Below are 16,395 nucleotides of genomic sequence, written 5' to 3' on the forward strand. Positions count from 1 at the left end.
CGATCTCCGATCAGCGGCCGGGTTCGGCGACAACAGCCTGATGCTGCTCGCCGAGCCCGGCGATGCCCAGGCGCATGCGCTGGCCGGGCCGGAGGTAGGTCGGCGGCTGCTGGCCCATGCCCACGCCGGGCGGGGTGCCGGTGGAGATGACATCGCCCGGCTGCAGGCTCATGAAGCGGCTCAGGTAGCTGATCAGGAAGGGGATGCGGTAGACCATGGTACGGGTGTTGCCGTCCTGGTAGCGGTGACCATCCACCTCCAGCCACAGGTCCAGTTCATGGGGATCGGCGATCTCGTCCGGTGTGACCAGCCAGGGGCCCAGCGGGCCGAAGGTGTCGCAGCCCTTGCCCTTGTCCCAGGTGCCGCTGCGCTCCAGCTGAAACTCGCGTTCGGAGACGTCGTTGACCACGCAGTAGCCGGCCACATGGTCCATGGCGTCGGCCTCGCTCACGTAGCGGGCCTCCTTGCCGATCACCACGCCGAGCTCCACTTCCCAGTCGGTCTTCGTGGAGTCCCGCGGGATGATGACGTCGTCGTCGGGCCCACAGATGGCGCTGGTCCACTTGTTGAAGACCACCGGCTCCGGCGGGACCTCGGCCCCGGTCTCGGCGGCGTGGTCGGAGTAGTTGAGGCCGATGCAGATGAACTTGCCAACCCGCCCGACGCAGGGGCCAAGGCGGGTATCTGCCGGGACCTTGGGCAGGCGGGAGGCGTCGAGCTCGGCGAGCCGGGCCAGCAGGTCGCGGCTGAGGTGGCGGCCGTCGAGGTCAGGCAGGTGGGCCGAGAGGTCGCGGATCACCCCGTCGGCGTCGAGCAGACCGGGTTTCTCGTGGCCCGGGGGGCCGAAGCGAAGCAGTTTCATGGGCTCTCCTTGTTGTTGGTGATTCGCTGTTGGTGATTCGCTGTTGGTGATTCGCTGTTGGTGATTCGCTGTGCGTGACGCGTGGTTCGGTGTCCGGGGCGGTCGATTCAGATCAGCCAGCCGCCGTCGATCACCTGGGCGGTGCCGGTGGTGTAGGCGGACTCGTCCGCGGCCAGGTAGGTGGCCAGGGCGGCGATCTCTTCGGACGTGCCCAGACGACCCAGCGGCTGGCGGGCGAGGAACTCGGCCTGCACCTCGGCCTCCGGGCGGCCCTGCTGGCGGGCCTGCGCCTGGATGCGCTGGCGCAGCGAGGGGGAGTCCACGGTGCCGGGGCATATGGCGTTGCAGCGGATGCCCCGGTCGATGAAGTCGGCGGCGATCGACTTGGTCAGCCCGATCACCGCGGCCTTGGTGGTGCCGTAGGCGCAGCGGTTGGGCACGCCCTTGAGGCTCGAGGCCACCGAGGCCATGTTGATGATGCTGCCACCGCCGTGGTCGATCATGGCCGGGAGCAGGGCGCGGGTCAGCCGCGCCATGGCGGTAACGTTCAGCGCCAGCGACAGCGCCCAGTCGTCGTCGCTGCCGGTCAGCAGCGAGCCGCTGGCCACGAAGCCGGCACAGTTGAAGAGTACGTCCAGGGGCGGCAGTTCGGTCGCCAGGGCCGTCACGGCCGCGGCATCGAGCACGTCCAGGCGGCGGGTCTCGATGCCTTCCCGTCCCTCCAGTGCCTTGAGCTTTTCGCTGTCGATGTCGGTGGCGATGACCCGGGCGCCCTCCGCCGCGAAACGCAGCGCGGTGGCGTGGCCGATGCCCTGGCCGGCGGCGGTGATCAGGGCCGTCTTGTCCTTCAATCGCATGTCTCGGGCGTCCTCGGCGGGTGTCGGATGGCGCGGGCCGTCCATGGGTTGGCTGGTATGACAGGATGCTAGGATGATGGTCGGTCAGAGTATGGCCCAGTTCCTGGAGGCTTGCCAACCCGTAGGCGACCCGCCGGCGCCCACCGGTCCAACAAGAAGGCGGCCCGCAGGCCGCCCATGATCACACGCGTGGACTCGTCGTCTCGGTTATTCCCGCTTGCCGTCGACGAGGCGGCTGACGCCCAGCGGGTTGCCCTCCTGGAGGGCCTCGGGCAACAGGCCGGCCGGCAGGTTCTGGTAGCACACCGGGCGCAGGAAGCGGTGGATGGCCGCGCTGCCCACCGAGGTGGTGCGGGTGTCCGAGGTAGCGGGGAAGGGGCCGCCGTGAACCATGGCGTGGCACACCTCGACGCCGGTGGGCCAGCCGTTGGCCAGGATGCGTCCGGCCTTGCGCTCCAGCACCGGGAGCAGGGTTCGGGCGGCCTCGAGGTCGCCGTCGTCCATCTGCAGGGTGGCGGTGAGCTGTCCTTCCAGATGCTCGGCCACGGCCTTGACCTGGTCGAGGTCGTCACACTCGACCACCAGCGACGCCGCGCCGAAGACCTCGGCCTGCAGTGCGTCGCTGGCAAGGAAATCACCCGCCGAGGCGGCAAACAGCGCCGGCTGACAGGCACAGGGTCCGTCGCCCACCGGACCGCGGGCGATCTCGCGGGCTTCGCTCACCAGGGCGCCCACGCCATCCTGGTAGGCGGCATGGATCCCTGGGGTGAGCATGGTCTGGGCCGCACTGCCCGTGATGGCTTCCCCGGCGGCCTCGATGAAGGCATCCAGGGCCTGGCCCTTGATGCCGATCACCAGGCCCGGGTTGGTGCAGAACTGGCCGGCGCCCATGTTCAGCGAGCCAACGAAGCCCTCGGCGATTGCCGGGCCGCGCGCCGCCAGTGCCTCCGGGAACAGGAACACCGGGTTGATGGAGCTCATCTCGGCGTAGACCGGGATCGGCTGCGGCCGCGCCTGGGCGGTGGCCAGCAGCGCCAGGCCGCCGGCGCGCGAGCCGGTGAAGCCCACCGCCTGGATGCGCGGGTCGGCGACCAGCGCCTGGCCGATCTCCTTGCCGGCACCGAACAGCAGCGAGAAGACCCCCTCGGGCAGCTGGCAGCGGGTCACGGCCGCCTGCACGGCACGGCCCACCAGCTCGGAGGTGCCGGGATGGGCGGAGTGGGCCTTGACCACCACCGGGCAGCCGGCGGCCAGCGACGAGGCGGTGTCGCCGCCGGCCACGCTGAAGGCCAGCGGGAAATTGGAGGCGCCGAACACCGCCACGGGGCCCAGGGCCACGTGGCGCTGGCGCAGGTCGACCCGCGGCAGCGGCTGGCGATCGGGAAGCGCGGGGTCGATGCGCACGTCGAGCCACTCGCCGGCACGCACCACGCCGGCAAACAGGCGCAGCTGGCCGCAGGTGCGGCCGCGCTCGCCCTCGAGCCGCGCCCGGGGCAGGCCGGTCTCGGCCATGGCGCGGGTGATCAGCTCATCGCCGATGGCCTCGATCTCGTCGGCAATGGCTTCGAGAAAGGCGGCCCGCACGTCGAGCGAGGTCTCGCGGTAGCTGGCGAAGGCCTCCTCGGCAAGCTGGCAGGCCCGGGCGACCGCGTGGCGATCCAGTCCCGGGTAGTCGGGGGCCAGGGCCTCGCCGCTGGCCGGGTCGATGGCGCGGATGACGGCCTGATCGCCGGTGACGGCCTCGCGGCCGATCAGGGAAGTGCCTTGCAGTGTCATGGGGACTCCTTAACGCGGGAATACGGCTTGTGGTACCGGGGCAGGCGTGCTACCTATCATGTCATCATACAGCCCTACACTAGGGCAATTCTCGCCGTCATGCCATTGCCCGGCCCCGCGGCCCTGATCAGTCGGAGTTCTCATGTCACCCACTCGCCCCCGAGTCCGCCCCGACCAGCTTCGCTCGCGCTGGTGGTTCGACAATCCCGACCATCCCGGCACCACCGCCCTGTGCATCGAGCGTTACATGAACCAGGGCATCACCCTGGAGGAGCTCACCGGGGGCCGGCCGATCATCGGCATCTGCCAGTCGGGCTCCGACCTGACGCCCTGCAATCGGCACCATGTGGAGCTCGCCAGGCGGGTCAAGGAGGGGATCCGGGCCGCCGGCGGCGTGCCCTTCGAGTTCCCCATGCACCCCATCCACGAGAATGTGCGCCGGCCTACGGCGGCGCTGGATCGCAACCTGGCCTACCTGGGCCTGGTGGAGGTGCTGCATGGCTACCCGCTGGATGGCGTGGTGCTGACCACCGGCTGCGACAAGACCACCCCGGCGGCGCTGATGGCCGCCGCGACGGTAAACATCCCGGCCATCGTGCTCTCCGGCGGCCCCATGCTCAACGGCTGGCACGGCGCCGAGCGCGTCGGCTCGGGCACCATCGTCTGGGAGATGCGCCGCCGGCTGGCCGCCGGCGACATCGACTACGCCGAGTTCCTGTCGCGCATCACCGAGTCCGCCCCGTCGGTGGGCCACTGCAACACCATGGGCACCGCCTCGACGATGAACTCCCTGGCCGAGGCGCTGGGCATGAGCCTGCCCGGTTCGGCGATGATCCCGGGTCCCTACAAGGAGCGCGCCATGGTCGCCTACCAGACCGGCGAGCGGATCACCGAGATGGTCTGGGAGGACCTGCGGCCCGGCGACATCCTCACCCGGGAAGCCTTCGAGAATGCCATCGTCACCTGCTCGGCGCTGGGGGGCTCCTCCAACGCGCCGATCCACATCAATGCCATCGCCCGCCATGCCGGGGTCGAGCTGGACAACGACGACTGGCAGCGGCTGGGCCATGGGATTCCGCTGCTGGCCAACGTCATGCCCGCCGGGGCCTACCTCGGCGAGGAGTTCCACCGTGCCGGGGGTGTGCCGGCGGTGATGCATGAGCTACTTGAGGCCGGCCGGCTCCACGGCGAGGCGCTCACGGTCAACGGCCAGCCGATGGCCGTCAACCTGGCGGGGCGCGAGACCCGGGACCCCGAGGTGATCCGCCGCTACGCCAATCCGCTGGTGGAACATGCCGGATTCCTCAACCTCAAGGGCAACCTCTTCGACTCGGCCCTGATGAAGACCAGCGTCATCTCGCCGGACTTCCGCGAGCGCTTCCTCAGTAACCCGGACGACCCCGAGGCCTTCGAGGGCCGGGTGGCGGTGTTCGATGGCTCGGAGGATTACCATGCGCGCATCGATGACCCGAGCCTGGGCATCGACGAGCACACCATCCTGGTGATGCGCGGCGCCGGCCCGGTGGGCCATCCCGGCGGCGCCGAGGTGGTGAACATGCAGCCCCCGGAGGCGCTGATCCGCCGCGGCATCGAATCGCTGCCCTGCCTGGGGGACGGTCGCCAGTCGGGCACCTCGGGGTCGCCGTCGATCCTCAACGCCTCGCCGGAGGCGGCTACCGGCGGTGGCCTGGCCTTGCTGGAGAGCAGCGACCGGCTGCGCATCGACCTGCGCCAGGGAGAGGTGCGGCTGCTGATCGACGAGGCCGAGCTCGCGGCGCGGCGGCAGCGGCTGGAGGCACAGGGGGGGTATCGCTACCCCGAGCACCAGACACCCTGGCAGGAGATCCAGCGCTCGATGGTGGAGCCGCTGGACCGCGGCATGACCCTGGCGCCGGCCACCAAGTACCGCGACGTGGCGCGCCGCAGCCCGCCTCGCGACAATCACTGAACGGAGCGGTGCCGATCGAGCACCGCACCGGGAGCCTTACCCATGCCGCATCCAGTCGTTGTGCCCGCGGGGCCCCGGACGGGCAGCCTGCGCATCGTCCACCTCGGGCTCGGGGCCTTTCACCGCGCCCATCAGGCGGTCTATCTGGAGCGTTACCGCCAACGCAGCGGCGATACCTCCTGGGGCATCTGCAGCGCCAATCTGCGCTCGAGCATCGCCCTGGTGGATGGCCTGCGTGAGGCGGGCCACCGCTATCACGTGGCCCAGTTCACCGACAGCGAGACCGTCACCCTGCGCGAGATCGGGGTGATCGAGGAGGCCCTGTTCACCGGAAAGGACAAGCTCACCGGTCGCGACGGCCAGGGGCGGTGGGGTCGCGACCTCGAGGCCCTGCTGGCGCGGCTGGCCGCCCCCGAGACACGAATCGTCACCCTCACCGTCACCGAGAAGGGCTACTTCCTCAACCCGGCAAGCGGCATGCTGCTCTTCGATGACCCCATGATCGCCGCCGACATCGCCGCCCCCGAGGCGCCGCGCACCGCGCCGGGGATCCTGGTGGCGGCGCTGGCGCGACGACGCGCCCGGGGGATTGCGCCCTTCACGGTGCTCTCCTGTGACAACATGCCGGACAACGGCCGGTGCGCCCGCCATGCCGTGGTCCAGCTCGCCGAGCGCCAGGACGCCACCCTGGCGGACTGGATCGAGCGCGAGGGGGCCTTCCCCAGCAGCATGGTCGACGGCATCGTGCCGGCCATGACCGAGGCCGATTTCACCAGGCTATCGGCGCTGGGGATCGAGGACCCCAACGCCGTAGTGGCCGAGGCCTATCTCCAGTGGGTGGTGGAGGATGACTTCCCTCTGGGACGGCCGGACTGGACGGCCGACGGCGTGGAGATGGTCGCCGACGTCGCTCCCTTCGAGGCCATGAAGCTGCGTCTGCTCAACGCCAGCCACTCGCTGCTGGCCTACCTGGGGGCTCCCGAGGGCATCGAGACCGTCTACGAGGCGGTGAGCCGGGACGATCTGAGGGCCCTGCTGCGTCGCTACATGCTGGAGGAGGCGGCGCCGACCCTGGTCATGCCCGAGGGCACCGACCTGGCGACCTACGCCGAATCGCTGCTGGCGCGCTTCGCCAACGACAGCCTGCGCCACCGCCTGCACCAGATCGCCATGGACGGCAGCCAGAAGCTGCCTCAGCGCTGGCTGATCGGTACCTCGGCACGCCGTGAGAAAGGCTGGGAATCGCCTTGTATTGCCCTGGGCCTGGCGGGCTGGATCCGCTATACCGCCGGGCGGGACACCCGCGGCAACACCTACGTGGTGGACGATCCCCTGGCGGCGCGGTTTGCCGACCTGCACGCCCGTCACGGGCAGGCGCCCGAGGCGCTGGTCGGTGCCTTCCTGGCCATGGACGATGTCGTCCCGTCGGCGCTGGCGGCGGATGCCGACTTCGCCGAGGCTGTGCTCGCCGCCTACCGCCGACTGACCGAGCAGGGGCTCGACGCAGCGCTCGCCCACCTGACGTAGGGGCCAGGCGCCTCTACGCCAGTCCGGCGAGCGTCACCGTCGGTCAGCGAGCCAGCCAGCCGCCGTCCACCGCCAGCGCATGACCGTTGACGTAGGCGGCGGCGTCGGAGCAGAGGAAGATCGCCGCGCCGGCCAGGTCCTCGGGGGTCCCCCAGCGCCCGGCGGGGATCCGCGCCAGGATCTCGGCGCTGCGGTCGGGGTCCTCGCGCAGCGCCTGGGTGTTGTCGGTGGCCATGTACCCGGGGGCGATGGCGTTGACGGTGATGCCGTGGGCCGCCCACTCGTTGGCCAGCAGCCGGGTCAGGCCGAGCAGGCCGCTCTTGCTGGCGGTGTAAGAGGGCACGCGGATCCCGCCCTGGAAGGAGAGCACCGAGGCGACGTTGACGATGCGGCCAGGGGCCCGGCGTGCCACCAGGTGGCGGGCCACCGCCTGGGCCAGGAAGAAGGCCGCCTTCAGGTTCACGTCGACCACCGCGTCCCAGTCCGCCTCGCTGAACTCCAGGGCGGGGGCGCGGCGGATGGTGCCGGCGTTGTTGATCAGGATATCGATCCGCCCGGCCTGGCTCAGCGCCTGGTCGACGATGTCCGACGGGGCGTCGCGGCCCAGTTCCGCCGCGATGCCGGTATAGCGACGCCCCAGGGCCTCGATTTGCTCCCGGGTTTCGTCGGCCTCGCGGCGGGTGACGCCGACGATGTCGGCGCCGGCCTCGGCCAGCGCAATAGCCAGGCCCTGCCCGAGCCCCTTGTTGCAGCCGGTGACCATGGCCACACGGCCGGCCAGCGAGAAGCGGTTCATGACGCCCTCCAGGCGGCCTCGTTGACCAGGCTGATCGGACGGTCGCCGTTGAGTGCCAGGATGAGGTTGTCCACGGCGCGCTGGGCCATGGCGGTGCGCGTTTCGTGGGTGGCCGAGCCGATATGGGGCAGGGCCACCACGTTAGTCATGTGGGGCAGCGGCGATTCCGTCGACAGCGGCTCCTGTTCGAAGACATCCAGACCGGCGGCGCGGATGCGCCCCATCTCGAGCGCCTCGATGAGCGCCGCCTCGTGCACCACCTTGCCGCGGGCAATGTTGACGAAGATGGCCGAGGGCTTCATGAGGGCAAATTCGTGCTCGCCGATCAGGTGCTCGGTCTCGGGGGTGAGGGGGACGGTGACGCAGACGAAGTCCGATTCGGCGAGCAGCGCGTCCAGCTCGCGGTGCTCGGCGCCCAGCTCCGCTTCCAGCGCCGGCTTGGGCGAGGCGTTGGAATAGAGCACGCGCATGCCGAAGCCCAGTGCGCCGCGACGCGCGATGGCGGCACCGATGCGGCCGAAGCCGATCATGCCGAGGGTCTTGCCGTGGACGTCGCTGCCGAAGTGCGCAGGTTCCACGCCGGCCTGCCAGTCGCCGCGCTTGACCCACTCGGCCAGCTCCACGGCGCGCCGGGCGGCGGCCATCATTAGCAGGAAGCCGGTGTCAGCGGTGGTCTCGGTGAGCACGTCCGGGGTATTGCAGAGCAGGATGCCGCGTCGGGTCAGCTCGTCGACCGGGTAGTTGTCGTAGCCCACCGAGATGGTGGCGATGGCTTCCAGCTCGGGCGCCGCGTCCAGCAGCGCGGGGGTGACCGTCAGGCTGGCGCCGATCAGGCCGTGGGCGCCCGGTAGCGCGGCGCGGAAATCGGGATCATCGGCGGATGCGAGGTCGTTGAAGGTCTGGACCTCGAAATGCTCGGCGAGCTGGGCCAGCTGGGCCTCGTTCAGTCGGCCATAGGCCAGGACACGCTTCTTCATGGGTAGGCTCCTTGGTTGTTGTGTTCGGGTCATTCGGTTTCCAGGGCGGCGAGGCGCTCTCGGCTCGGCAGCCCCTCCATGTCGCCCACCACCTGCACGGCCAGCGAGCCGATCAGGTTGCCGCGGCGAACGGCCTCCCGGGGGGAGCGGCCGTCAAGCAGGGCGCTGATCACGCCCACGGCGAAGGCGTCTCCGGCGCCCACGGTATCCACCACCTCGGCGACCGGCACGCCCGGCAGGGTGAAGCTCTGTTCCTGGCCGCCCAGGCGGCCGCGGTAGTAGCTCCCCTCATGGCCCAGCTTGATGATCACGGCCTGGGCGCCGCGCTCGAGATAGAAGTCGGCGATCGCTTCGGGGCTGTCGCGCCCGGTGAGCAGGCGCCCCTCGGCGAGGCCCGGCAGCACCCAGTCGGCCTCGGCGGCCAGCCCGTTGAGGGTGGCGCGCATGTCGGCCTCGCTCGACCACAGGCTGGGCCGAAGGTTGGGATCGAAGGAGACGCTAGCCCCCTTGGCGCGGGCCCGTTCCACCAGGTGACGGGACAGCTCACGGGCGCTAGTGGATAGCGCGGGAGGAATGCCGGTGGCATGGAGGTGGCGCAGGGCGGAGAAGTCGACGCCGTCGGCATCCCCCGGGGCCAGGCAGCTGGCGGCACTGCCGCGGCGGAAGTAGGTGACACGGGGGTCGGCACCGCCCTCCGCACGCTCCTTGAAGAGCAGGCCCGTGGGGTGGTCGGGGTCCACCCGCAGGTGGCGACAGTCCAGCCCCTCGGCCTCCAGCGTGCGGCGGATGAAGGTGCCGAAGCCGTCGCTGCCCACCCGGCTCAGCCAGCCGACATGGAACCCCAGCCGGGCCAGGCCGATCGCGACGTTGGTGTCGGCGCCGGCGATACGGCGCTGGAAGTGCTCCACATCGGCCAGCTCCCCGGGGCGTTCGGCGACGAACATTGCCATGGCTTCGCCGAAGGCGAGGATCTCGGGGACGGGCGTCTGGGGGTGGGTCATGCGGTGCCTCGTGTGAGCGGAAAGGTTGTCGTGTTGTCGGCGGACAGGAAGGGCGCCCTTGCCGCCGTCCTGCCTCAGGCCGGACGGCGGGTGGAGCCTCTGGCAATCAGGGTCGGCGCGTGGCGCCGTGCTGTGGCCTCTTGGGCGTCATCATCGTATCCAAGGCGCTGAATTCCGCCAATCTCGACGAGCTACTCGGAGGGACGCAAGGGGGCTGCGACGCCATGCTTGGTTATCGTGGCCAGGCTCATGCTTCAATAGGCAACCGTGTCATGGATCACGAGCGAGAGCCAGCCGATGGAGTGGAGAGAACCGAGCCGTGCGGTCGCGCCGTCGAGTGCCGGCGACATGGCCGTGGCGTGTATGGCGGTGGCGCCGCTGCTGCTGCCCATGGGGTACTGGCTGGCACCGGTGGCCGTGTTGCTCGCCGCCGGCCTGGCCTGGCGCGATCGCCCTTCCCGCATGGCCTGGGCCGGTCCGCCGGCAGTCACCATGGCCGTATTGCTGGCCTTTGCCGGGGCGGAGTTGGTGGCGGGGCTCTGGCACCATGTTACCTGGCAGGACGGGGTGACCGAGGCGATGCCGCTGGTGCTGGCGGCGGGGTTGGCCGCCACCCTGGGGCCAGCGGTGCGGTGTTTGCGGCCACGGCTGTCATGGTGGTGGGGTGGTCTGGCCCTGGGCGGGGCAGGCAACGGGCTCTGGGCGCTATGGCAGGCGGTCATCCACGGGACGAGCCGTGCCAATGGCCATCATGAGGTGAATGCGATCCTGTTCGGCAACATGGCGCTGTTGACCGGGCTGTTCTGCCTGGCAGGGCTGGGTTGGGCATTGCAGCAGGCCAATCGTCGATTCTGGCTGCTGGTGATGCTGCTTGGCGCGGCGGGGGGGCTCCTGGCCTCGGCGCTATCGGGTACTCGCGGCGGTTGGCTGGCCCTGCCGCTGGCGACGCTGGTCTTCTATCGCGCCTACCTGCGTCGCTGGCCCCGGCAACGGCGATGGCTGGTGGTCGGCGGGGTGGCACTGCTGCTGGCCGGCTTCTACCTGACGCCGCAGAGCGGGGTGCAGTATCGGATCGGTGTGGCGATGGACGAGGCGGTGGACTACCTGGCAGGGGAGCCTCACGGCTCCGTCGGTGCGCGGCTGGAGATGTACCGCGGAGCGCTTGTGCTGATTGCCGACAGACCCTGGATGGGCCATGGCCACGATGGGTATGCCAGTGCCATGAGCGAACTGGTGGAGCAGGGGCGGGTGGCATCGGGCATGGATCGTTACTGGCACGCTCACAATGACCTGCTGGATGCCTGGGTGCGCCGTGGCCTTCCGGCGATGCTCAGCCTGCTGGCGCTCTACCTGTTGCCGATCTGGTATTTCGCGCCCCGCCTCGTTGCCCGGGATCCCGCGATGGGCAGCCTTGCCGTTGCCGGCCTGCTGCTGCCGGTGACCTTCATCGACTTCGGGCTGAGCTATGCCTTCCTCGCCTATCCGATCGGGATTGTCGTCTATGGCGGCTGGCTGGGTGTGCTGGTGGGCTTGTGGGACGGACAGAACAGGGTCACAACGGCGCCATGAGAGTGGCGTGCTGCCGAACCACCTCCAGCATTGCCTTAGCCGCTGCGGACGGTGGCCTCTGGTTCCCGAGCGATGTAACGCCTTATCGCATTCCCTAGCTCAATAGCGGTGTCTGCTCCAGTCGGGCATGTTTCGCATGCTTGCGAATCTCGTTCAGCATCGCCTTGGCGGCGGCCGAGAGTGGGGTGCGCGTAGGGGTGATGATGCCTAGCTGGCGAGGCACTCTGGGTGATATCAGGGGACGCCAGCCCAAGCCTTCCTTGGAGATCTGCAGGAAGCTCAGCGAGGGCAGGGCGGAGACCCCCAGGCCAGCCGCGACCATGCGCCCGACCGTGCCGATCTGGCTAACCTCGCAGAACAGGTTCATTTCTCGGTCCAGGTCTCCGAGAACCCGCTCGATGGCCTGACGTGTGCTCGACATCCTGTCGAGATCGATGATCGGGTAGGCCAGGAGTTCGTTCCAGCTCACTTCCTGCTGGTTCAGCAGCGGATGCCCGGCAGGGCAGACTGCCACAAAGTGATCCTCGATCAATGGCTCGAAATGCATGGCCTCGCGGTTGCGTGGTTGAACGGAGAGCCCGATGTCGGCGCGTCCCTCGCTGACCAGTTCGTCGATCTGGCTGGCCAGCAGGTCATGCACGCTGATTTCCAGGTTCGGGTACTGCCGTTTGAAGTCGGCCAGCACCGTGGGCAGGAACCCCGCCGCCAGGGTCGGCAGGGCCGCGATCGATACCCGGCCGGCCTGCTTGCTGAAGAGCCGGGCGACATCGTCCAGAGCAGAGTCCCAGTCGCTGACCAGGCGCCGTGCCACCGGAAGGAAGCGCTTGCCTTCCGGGGTCAACTGAATCCCCTTGCGGGAACGATTGAACAGCGTTCCCCCCACCGCGTCCTCCAGCTTCTTGATCGAGAGGCTCAAGGCCGGTTGGGACAGGTGCAGGTTCTCCGAGGCCTCGATGAAGCTCCCGGTGGCGGCGATCTCGATGAAGGCCTTGAGCTGCCTGATGGAAATTGACATAAGAAAAACAAAACCAAGCTTCGATTATTTAAATTTGAAAAATACAGTGCCTGGCGCTCATAGTAAATCTCATACAAGAACAACAGGATCACGCCATGTCACTCGGGCTCAGCCATGACAGCCCCCTTGCCATCGTCGGCTGCGGTACCATCGGCGCGAGCTGGGCAGCCTATTTCCTATCTCGCGGTCTTCCGGTCGTTGTCTATCACCATGGCGACCAGCCGGAAGGGGAAGTGCTGGAACGGATTGCTGCTCACTTCCCCAGTCTTGGCAGCCCTGTTCGCGAGCCACGTATCTGTCACGATCTCGAGGAAGCGGTGGCGGATTCTCCCCTGATTCTCGAGTGTGCTCCCGAAAACGTCACGCTCAAGCGCCAGTTGATCGCGGAGATTCAGGCCTACGCTGGCTCCGGGGCCATCATTGCCAGCAACACCTCGTCCCTGACCCACTCCGACCTCACTCTTGGCGTCGCCAGTCCGGATCGCGTGGTGATTGCGCATCCCTACAATCCCCCCCATCTCGTACCGCTGGTTGAGATCTTTGGCGTCGACGATTCGATATGCAATGCCGTCAAGACCTTCTACGCCAGCCAGGGCAAGTCTCCGGTCGTGCTCAATAAGGAGATGGTGGGCCACCTGGCCAACCGGCTGAGTTCAGCCCTGTGGCGCGAGGCGCTCTATCTGTTGCAGGAGGGGGTGGCCAGCGTCGAGGACATCGATCGGGCCATCACCGACGGGCCGGGACTGCGGTGGGCGATCAATGGCCCCTTCCTGACTTATCACCTCGGTGGCGGCAGCGGGGGCATCCGGCAATACCTGGCCAATCTCGGCGAGAGCCAGGTCTATCGCTGGAACTCCCTGGGCACCCCCAAGGTGGATGACGCCCTGATGGCGCGCATCATCGAGGGTGTCGAGTCCGCCTACGGCGACGACAGCATCGACGAGCACTTTCGGCGACGCGATCGCCAGTTGACGTCGCTACTCAAGATTCGACCCCCCGTCGACTAGACAAGGACAGCACCGTCATGCGGTGAGAAGGACCTGCTGCCCCCGAGGCAGTGCGACTCCCCCTTGCCTGCGGAAGGCCAGGGTTACCACAAGCACAATCAGGAGAGACCCCATGAAGCCGACAGCCACTCGTACTTCGCGACTGCTCAAAGGGTCGGGCCTTGCCGGCCTGACCGCCCTTGCCCTTACCGTAGGTGCCACGGCTCAGGCACAGCCCTCCAACCTCAGCCTGCTCAGTGGATCGCCCGGTGGTACCTGGTATCCAATCACGGCGGGCATTGCGGAAATCTTCGGGAGCGAGGGGACACGTACCAATGCCGAGGTCGGGGCCGGCCTGGCCAACGTCTCGCGCGTGAGTGCCGGCCAGGCCGAACTTGGCGTGACCACCTCCACGGTGCCGCCGGTGGCTCAGGCCGGTCAGGCGCCCTTCAACGAGCCGATCACCAACGTGCGGGCCCTGGCGGCCCTGTTCCCGAGCTACCAGCACGTCGGGGTCACCCGAGACTCCGGTATCGAGTCGGTGGAGGAACTGGTCGGGGTCAGCGTCAACTGCATGGCGCTGGGCAACTCTACCCAGGCCGCCTTTGTGGACCGTCTCGAGGCCGCCGGCATCAGCGAAGAGGATCTCGACTGCGCCCGCGGCAGCCACAACTTTGCCTCCGATGCCATCAAGGATGGCAACCTCGAGGGCTTCACCCTGCTCTCAGGCTACCCCAATGGCACCTTCACCGAACTCTTCCACACCGTCGACATGAAGCTGCTGCCGCTCTCCGAGGAGGAGTTTGAACGGATCAGTGAAATCAACCCGGGTTATGCCTATTCCTCCATCCCGGCCGGGAGCTATCCGGGCCAGGAGGTCGATATTCCCACGGTGACCTCGGATCTGATCCTGTTCTCCCATGAGGACATGCCGGAGGAGGATGCCTACTGGATCGTCAAGACCATGCTCGACAACCTTGAGCGCATCCAGGGAGTGCATGCGGCCATGGCGCCGTTGAGCGGCGAGTACATGGCCAATATCGCCGGCATCGAGCTGCACCCGGGTGCCGTGCGCGCCTATGAGGAAGCCGGCGTCGAGATCAACAACACCTTCTGATCACGTCTCGCCAACCGCCAGGGCAAGCCCATGAGGTCGAGCCAATGACACTCTCCCAAGACACGTTCCGAACAGGGTTGAAGCACATGGTCACGGCACTTGCCGTCGCCATGTCTTTCTACCACATCATGACGGCCTTCTTCGGGACGCCGATCTCCGAAGTGCATTTGCCCGTACACCTCGGGTTTGCCCTGGTGATCATCTTCTGGACCTATCGCAAACCTGCCACAGGGTCCCTCGGGACCCTGCTCATCCTGCGAGACCTGGGGCTGACTGCCATGGCGGTCAGTGGTTGTGCCTATCTCGCCCTGAATTCTGCCGAGCTGCAGCAGCGGATGCTCTATTTCGATCCACTCACCACGCCGCAGCTGCTGTTCGGCGCCATGCTGGTTTTTACCGTGCTTGAAGCGGCACGCCGGGTGGTCGGCTGGCCCCTGGTGATCCTGGGCGCGACGGCCATCGCCTACGCGCTGTGGGGCAACTACCTGCCGTCCGTGCTGTGGCATCGCGGCTACAGCTTCGAATCGATCATCGAGTCCACCTACCTGACCCAGGATGGTCTCTGGACGACGCCGTTGAGAGTCACGGCTACCTATGTATTCCTGTTCGTGCTTTTCGGTGCCTTCCTGGTTTCATCAGGAGCCGGCACCTTCTTCACCGACCTGGCGCGCAGCCTGACCGGTCGCTTTACCGGCGGTGCGGCCAAGACCGCGGTGGTCTCAAGCGCCCTGATGGGGTCTTTGTCGGGCAGTTCAGCGGGCAATGTCGTGGTCACCGGCTCCTTTACCATCCCGACCATGAAGCGGGCCGGCTTTCCGCCACGCTTTGCCGCAGGGGTGGAGGCTGTCTCCTCGTCGGGCGGGCAGTTCATGCCGCCGGTGATGGGCTCCGCCGCCTTCATCATGGCCGAATTCATCGGCATGCCCTACATCGAGATCGCCCAGGCGGCCATCATTCCGGCGCTGCTTTATTTCATCTCGGTCATCGCCATGGTGCACTTCGAGGCACGGCGCCTCGAGCTCTCTCCCGAGGTCGCGGATGTCCGCGCTTTCGAGGTGCTCAAGCAGCGCGGCTACCTGCTGCTGCCAGTGATCGTGATGCTGGGCGTTCTCTCCAGTGGATATACGCCCACGCTGGCGGCGCTCTATGCGCTCGGCTCCCTGGTACTTGCTCAGGTGGTGTTCGAGCGGGAGTCTCGCACGCTGCTGGTCGAGAATTGCCTCAAGGCCATGAATGATGCGCCGCGCATCATTGGCCAGATCACTATCGCCAGCGCCGTGGGGGGCATCATCGTCGGGGTCGTGACCCAGACCGGGCTCGGGCTGCGGATGAGTTCCATCGTATTGAGCATTTCACAGGGCAGCCTGCCCTTGCTGCTGGTCCTGACCATGCTGTGTGGGGTGATTCTGGGGATGGGTATGCCCACCCCGGCGGCCTACATCATCCTCGCCGTATTGCTGGCCCCGGGGCTCGTCGAGTTCGGCGTCCCCATTCTGGCGGCGCACCTGTTCGTCATGTATTGCGCCGGAGTGTCGGCGATCACGCCACCGGTGGCGCTGGCCTCCTATGCCGCCGCTGCCATTGCCGACTCCGATCCCTGGCGCACCAGCCTGACCGCCCTCAAGCTCGGACTGGCCAGCTTCATCGTGCCCTACATGTTCGTTTTCGCCCCGTCTATTCTGGGGCTCGGTTCTGGCCTGCAGATGACGATTAACTCGCTGGCGGCAGGCGTCGGCGTCATTGCACTGGCCGCCTCGCTGATCGGCTGGCTCTGGATTCGCATGAATCTCTACCTGAGGGCGCTGCTGTTCGCGGCTGCCCTGATGCTGATCATGCCCGGGATGCTGGTTGACCTGGCGGGCGGTGTGCTGATTGTCGTGATCGCGACCTACTGCTTCGTCGCGAGCCGCCAGCAGGGCAGGAGAGAGCCTATTCGCCCCCCCGTGAAACAAGATCTGTAACCA

Annotated in this window: 13 protein-coding genes; 6 read left to right on the top strand and 7 right to left on the bottom strand. The window is 67.7% G+C overall.

Annotated features, from left to right (window positions below; genetic code table 11):
* Nucleotides 1–10 precede the first annotated feature (10 nt).
* The 3 genes from NFC98_RS08340 to NFC98_RS08350 form a co-directional block, all read right to left on the bottom strand.
* Nucleotides 11–862, bottom strand: a complete 852-nt coding sequence (locus NFC98_RS08340) for a fumarylacetoacetate hydrolase family protein (RefSeq protein ID WP_254277620.1) — start codon at nucleotides 860–862, stop codon at nucleotides 11–13.
* A gap of 107 nt (nucleotides 863–969) precedes the next feature.
* A complete protein-coding gene (locus NFC98_RS08345; protein WP_254277621.1) occupies nucleotides 970–1,719 on the bottom strand; it encodes an SDR family oxidoreductase in 750 nt (249 codons plus the stop codon).
* Between the two features lie 207 nt (nucleotides 1,720–1,926).
* Nucleotides 1,927–3,495, bottom strand: coding sequence for an aldehyde dehydrogenase (NADP(+)) (locus tag NFC98_RS08350; RefSeq protein ID WP_254277622.1), 1,569 nt, complete (start codon nucleotides 3,493–3,495; stop codon nucleotides 1,927–1,929).
* 142 nt (nucleotides 3,496–3,637) lie between these two features.
* Here NFC98_RS08350 and NFC98_RS08355 point away from each other — a divergent pair, with 142 nt between their 5' ends.
* Together NFC98_RS08355 and NFC98_RS08360 are read left to right on the top strand one after the other, a co-directional pair.
* Nucleotides 3,638–5,443: an IlvD/Edd family dehydratase gene (locus NFC98_RS08355; RefSeq protein ID WP_254277623.1), complete on the top strand. Its 1,806-nt coding sequence runs from the start codon at nucleotides 3,638–3,640 to the stop codon at nucleotides 5,441–5,443.
* Between the two features lie 42 nt (nucleotides 5,444–5,485).
* Nucleotides 5,486–6,970 (top strand): mannitol dehydrogenase family protein, encoded by a 1,485-nt coding sequence (locus NFC98_RS08360; RefSeq protein ID WP_254277624.1) that lies wholly within the window; start codon nucleotides 5,486–5,488, stop codon nucleotides 6,968–6,970.
* Nucleotides 6,971–7,013: 43 nt separating this feature from the next.
* Here NFC98_RS08360 and kduD read toward each other — a convergent pair whose 3' ends face one another.
* Genes kduD through NFC98_RS08375 form a run of 3 tightly spaced genes read right to left on the bottom strand, consistent with a single transcriptional unit; the run spans nucleotide 7,014 to nucleotide 9,744 of the window.
* The gene (gene kduD, locus NFC98_RS08365; RefSeq protein WP_254277625.1) at nucleotides 7,014–7,766 is read right to left on the bottom strand and encodes a 2-dehydro-3-deoxy-D-gluconate 5-dehydrogenase KduD; all 753 of its coding nucleotides are present in this window, start codon (nucleotides 7,764–7,766) and stop codon (nucleotides 7,014–7,016) included.
* The gene (locus NFC98_RS08370) at nucleotides 7,763–8,743 is read right to left on the bottom strand and encodes a D-glycerate dehydrogenase (protein ID WP_254277626.1); all 981 of its coding nucleotides are present in this window, start codon (nucleotides 8,741–8,743) and stop codon (nucleotides 7,763–7,765) included. The genes kduD and NFC98_RS08370 overlap by 4 nt, the downstream gene beginning before the upstream one ends.
* Nucleotides 8,744–8,772: 29 nt before the next feature.
* Entirely contained in the window at nucleotides 8,773–9,744 is a 972-nt protein-coding gene (locus NFC98_RS08375) for a sugar kinase (protein WP_254277627.1), read from the bottom strand.
* 297 nt (nucleotides 9,745–10,041) lie between these two features.
* Here NFC98_RS08375 and NFC98_RS08380 point away from each other — a divergent pair, with 297 nt between their 5' ends.
* Nucleotides 10,042–11,313: an O-antigen ligase gene (locus NFC98_RS08380; RefSeq protein WP_254277628.1), complete on the top strand. Its 1,272-nt coding sequence runs from the start codon at nucleotides 10,042–10,044 to the stop codon at nucleotides 11,311–11,313.
* A 94-nt stretch (nucleotides 11,314–11,407) separates the two neighbouring features.
* Here NFC98_RS08380 and NFC98_RS08385 read toward each other — a convergent pair whose 3' ends face one another.
* Complete coding sequence (locus NFC98_RS08385; RefSeq protein WP_254277629.1) at nucleotides 11,408–12,328, bottom strand: LysR family transcriptional regulator; 921 nt, start codon at nucleotides 12,326–12,328, stop codon at nucleotides 11,408–11,410.
* Nucleotides 12,329–12,423: 95 nt separating this feature from the next.
* On the opposite strand from NFC98_RS08385, the gene NFC98_RS08390 reads away from it, so the two are divergent.
* The 3 genes from NFC98_RS08390 (at nucleotide 12,424) to NFC98_RS08400 (ending at nucleotide 16,392) form a co-directional block, all read left to right on the top strand.
* Nucleotides 12,424–13,335 (top strand): 3-hydroxyacyl-CoA dehydrogenase NAD-binding domain-containing protein, encoded by a 912-nt coding sequence (locus NFC98_RS08390; protein ID WP_254277630.1) that lies wholly within the window; start codon nucleotides 12,424–12,426, stop codon nucleotides 13,333–13,335.
* Between the two features lie 112 nt (nucleotides 13,336–13,447).
* Entirely contained in the window at nucleotides 13,448–14,431 is a 984-nt protein-coding gene (locus NFC98_RS08395) for a TAXI family TRAP transporter solute-binding subunit (RefSeq protein ID WP_254277631.1), read from the top strand.
* A 44-nt stretch (nucleotides 14,432–14,475) separates the two neighbouring features.
* Nucleotides 14,476–16,392: a TRAP transporter permease gene (locus NFC98_RS08400; RefSeq protein WP_254277632.1), complete on the top strand. Its 1,917-nt coding sequence runs from the start codon at nucleotides 14,476–14,478 to the stop codon at nucleotides 16,390–16,392.
* Nucleotides 16,393–16,395: the final 3 nt, after the last annotated feature.

The organism is Halomonas sp. 3H, from assembly GCF_024206005.1.
Taxonomy (GTDB): domain Bacteria; phylum Pseudomonadota; class Gammaproteobacteria; order Pseudomonadales; family Halomonadaceae; genus Halomonas; species Halomonas campaniensis.